Below are 4,368 nucleotides of genomic sequence, written 5' to 3'. Positions count from 1 at the left end.
CCCGCCGACGCGAGCGCCGCGGCGCAGCCGGCCGCCGCCGAGGTGCCGGCGCCGGGCCAGGTGTTGGCCGACATCTACGGCGCCAAGGGCGACGGCTCGGCGTCCTACGCCATCGACAACGGCGCGGTGGCCAGCTTCTGGTACGGCTACCGCTTCGACCTCGGCGGCAAGCAGTACTACACCGGGTTCGCCAATGCCACCGGCGGCAAGTACGACAAGCCCGGGGACCCGGCCGGCGACCAGGACCTGCCCGACCCGGCCGCGACCGTCAGCATCAGCCAGGCCACTTACGTGCTCGACAGCGCCGGCGGCAAGCCGGCCTGGACCCTGTTCCACGCGCAGCGCTGGGCCGGCGACTTCGGCTCCGACGGCAAGGCCGACACTCTGGACGAGCAGCGCAAGCCGCAGAGCACCGAGACCAAGGATGGCCACCTGCTGCTGGCGCTGCCGACCACCCGTTTCGCCGACGGCATCACCAGTGCCGGCTTCGCGGTGTTCACCTTCGACCCGAACAAGAACGACCTGGGCGACTACAGGGGCTGGGTGTACCTGGGCACGGTCGCCGCCGGCGAGGACAACAGCGCCGCCTGCGACGACCAGGGCACCATGAAGTGCGCCACCAGCACCGGCACGCTGAGCTTCGTGCCGCCGGCCAGCGGCAATGTGCCGTCGCTGCGGATCGCCCTGCAGGGCACGGCGGTGGAAGGGCCGGGCAAGGTGCGCACGCTGGGCCCCGCCGACGCCGTCACCTACACCTACGACTCCGCCAAGCAGCACTACACCCCGCCGCTGGACCGCTGAACGGACGGCGCGCGGATGTGACGCGGCGCGCGCGGCAGCGGTGGTTTCGGGCGTAGGACCTGGTTTAAGATGCGCCCCACGGGGCCTGATGATCAGGCGAGTCATTCGCGAGCGGCATGGGATGCTGCACTCGCCCGAAATGTCGGCGTGGATTGCCGGCGTGCGGTTCGCCATGCGCGACCGCCATCACCGCCCCTGCTCGGGGCCGGCGTGCACGTCACCTTGTTCCGTCCGAAGCTGCGCCTGCGGGGAGTGTGCTCTCCGTGCAGCGCGCCGCGTCCGCGTCGTGCGCCGCCTGCGTCACGCCGGCCGCGGTAGCGGGGCGCATCGGAATGTGCAGGTGGGTTCTTCCGGCTTCTTCACCGAATACAGGATGTTCTGGACATGTCGAACGACAACAAGCGCGCCGCTCCCGAAGTGCCACCCGATGCGGGCAGCGTGCTGTACCTGATCTACGGCTGGGACGGCGATGGCGCCGTGTCCTACGAGATCGACAACGGTGCCGTGGTGAATTTCTGGGGCGGCCGGCATTTTGAGCTGGACGGCAAGCAGTACTACACCGGTTTCAGCTACGCCACGCCGGGCCGGTACGGCATCGACGATGCGGAAACCTTCCCGAACCCCGGCGAGGGCGTCTCGCTCGGTGCCGCGACCTTCCTGCTGACCACGCCCGGCGGCGAGCGGCCGTGGATGGTGCTGCATGCGCAGCGTTACGTCGGCAGCTTCGGCGCCTACGCGCGCGCCGATGCGTTCGATACCACCCGCGCGCCGCAGCAGCATGCGCTGGGCGATGGCCGGTTGCTGCTGGCCGTGCCAACCACCCGCTTCGAAAACGGCATCACCGAAGCCGGTTTCGCCATGTTCGTGTTCGATCCGAACCGGCACGACCTCGGCGATTACCGCAGCTGGGTCTACTGCGGCACGGTGGCGGCCGGCGAGGACAACGAAGCGGCCAGCGACCCGGACGGCGTGGTGCCGCACGTGTCCAGCACCGGCGCTCTGGAATTCCAGGCGGTGCCCGGCCAGCGCATGCCGGCGCTGCGGGTGGCGCTGCACGGCACCGCGATCGCCGGTCCCGGCCGCGCGCGTCTGCTCGATGGCAGCGACGTCCTGCAGTACGCCTACGACCCGGACAGCGGCCAGTATCAGCCGACGCCCGTCGCATGACTCCACGGCGCGCGGCGGCGCGCCGGTGACGCAGCACCCGATGTTCCGCAGTACGCAATCGTTCTGTTGACCGCGCACTAACAAGCTCATGGACGAGCTCGGTTGACCCAGGCGGCCGCGATGGCCGTACCTCAACCTCAAGGAGTTACACGAGATGGCACGCGATACCACCAAGGCAGAGAATCTCGACATCATCGAGCGGGAAGCCAGGCAGCGGCAGATTCCGGTCGACGATTTCATGCGTTTCGCCTACATCGAAACCGGCGGCCGCTTCGACGAGCAGGCCAGCCGCGGTCCCAACAGCGCCAAGGGCCTGTTCCAGTTCACGCCCGGCGCCGCCAGCGCCTACGGCATCCGCGGCCGCGAGCTCGACGCGGTGGCCAACACCGATGCCGCCGCGCGCATGTACCAAGACAACCGCAACAGCCTGACCCGCCAGCACGAGCGCGACGGCCGCGCCTACCTGTCCGGCAAGGCGCAGCCCGACGGCCTGGACATGTACATGGCGCACCAGCAGGGCGCCGGCGGCTATCGCTCGATCCAGGCCGCGATCGCCACCGGCCACTTCGAGCTGAAGGGCACCCGCGCCAACATCCTCAACAACGTCCCCGGCGAAAAGGATGCGCAGGGCGCGCGCCAGTTCCAGGCCTACACCGGCACCTCGCTGGCCGACTTCAAGAAGCTGTCCGACCAGGACATGGCCAAGGCCTTCGTGAAGTACTGGGACGCCAAGTACGACCACATCGCGATCCCGGAAAAGGGCATCAAGCCGCTCGCCGAGGGCCAGACCGCCCAGGCGCCCGCGCGCACGCCGGCACCGGCCGGCGGCAAGCAGGGCGGCCACGACGGCATCGCACTGACCGCCGCCTACGACCTGGGCGTCAAGCACGATGACGTCAAGTATGCGATCAACGTCAAGAGCAGCAAGTATTACCACCCCGGCGTGGACGGCAAGCATCTGTCGCAGGGCTACATCGACTGTTCCGGCTGGGTCACCGAGCTGCAGAACGCGACGATGAACGAGATCAACCGCAAGGCCGGTCGCGACGTGTTCACCCAGAAGGACATGCTGGTGCAGGGCATGACCGGCTCCGGCGAGATCGTCAAGAAGGCCTACGACAGCTCCGGCGTGCTGCTGGAGGGCAAGGACGTGTTCAAGCCCGGCGCGCTGAAGGAAGGCATGGTCATCGGCGTGGATTCGGGCAAGACCGCGCACGAGCACTGGAAGGGCATCGACCACATCATGATGGTCGTGCGCGATCCCAAGAGCGGCGAACTGCTGGTCAGCCAGTCCACCGGCAGCAAGGGCGTCAACACCATGCCGCTGGACGACTACCTGGCCACGCATCAGAACGCCAAGCTGTTCGCCTCCGATCCGCTGGCCAAGGGCCGCGACCTGCTGCAGGACCGCCAGCAGACCCAGGCGCAGACGCAGGGCGCGCAGGAGCCGCGCACGGCGCTGAAGCCGGGCGAGCAGGGCGCCGACGTCAAGGCGATGCAGCAGCGCCTGATCGAACTGGGCGTCAAGGACGATCAGGGCAAGCTGCTCAGCGGTACCGGCTACTACGGCGATCGCACCAAGGAAGTGGTCGCCAACCTGCAGCGCGAGAAGGGCCTGGCGCCGACCGGCATCGCCGACAAGGCCACCCTGGAGGCGATCGCCAAGCAGCCGGCGCAGGCCAAGTCCGACGCGGCGGCGCTGGCCGACAACCCGCTGTACAAGCAGGCCATGGACCACCTGCAGAAGCAGGGACCCAACGGCGGCTTCAAGAGCGCCGAAGAGATGCAGCGCGCCGCCGGCCAGGTCGCGTTCGAGGCCAAGGTCAGCGGCATGAACCGCATCGACGACCTGGTGCTCAGCGGCGACCGCCGCGGCCTGATCGCCGTGCAGCGCAATCCCGACAATCCGCACGACGTCAATCGTGCCTACGTGGACAGGCAGCAGGCCGCGGCGGTGCCGCTGGAGCGCAGCCAGCAGCAGCTGGCCGCCGAAACCCAGCGGCAGGCGCAAGAGCAGCAGCAGCCGGATCCGCAGCGCGAGAAGACCCAGGCGCCGCGCTGATCGGTCTCGCGGCAACGGCCGCCGTCGCGCGTTGCGCGGCGGCGGTCGTGCGTGGCGATGTCGAGCGCTGCGCAAGACCGCCGCGCATGCGCCGGCGCGACATTGCCCAACGCCGGCCAAACACGATCGCCTGCCATCGCGGCGTGCGATGGACAGTGTGCACGACGATCGATTAGAACCTCGCCTTCCCGCTCGCGCAAACGACAAGGACGCAACCCCACCATGGCCATCGCCAAGGCGTTCCAACGCTCTTCCCTGCTGCTGTTGTGCGTGGCCGCCGCCGCGTGCAGCGCGCCGTCTTCCACACCCGGCCAGACGCAGGCACCGGCCGCTCCGGC

At 69.0% G+C, this 4,368-nt stretch carries 3 protein-coding genes; all 3 read left to right on the top strand.

Going from position 1 to position 4,368, the window contains the following annotated elements:
• A partial coding sequence (locus D180_RS07840; RefSeq protein WP_017912361.1) for a hypothetical protein occupies positions 1 to 801 on the top strand: 801 nt, incomplete at its 5' end.
• 384 nt (positions 802 to 1,185) lie between these two features.
• Positions 1,186 to 1,968 carry a hypothetical protein gene (locus D180_RS07835; protein ID WP_017912360.1) on the top strand — a complete coding sequence of 261 codons (783 nt, stop codon included), beginning with the start codon at positions 1,186 to 1,188 and terminating at the stop codon, positions 1,966 to 1,968.
• Between the two features lie 154 nt (positions 1,969 to 2,122).
• Positions 2,123 to 4,030 carry a peptidoglycan-binding protein gene (locus tag D180_RS07830; protein WP_017912359.1) on the top strand — a complete coding sequence of 636 codons (1,908 nt, stop codon included), beginning with the start codon at positions 2,123 to 2,125 and terminating at the stop codon, positions 4,028 to 4,030.
• Positions 4,031 to 4,368 lie beyond the last annotated feature (338 nt).

It is taken from the genome of Xanthomonas sp. SHU 166 (assembly GCF_000364685.1).
Lineage (GTDB): Bacteria > Pseudomonadota > Gammaproteobacteria > Xanthomonadales > Xanthomonadaceae > Xanthomonas_A > Xanthomonas_A sontii.
This window is presented reverse-complemented; position numbering and strand designations above follow the sequence as displayed.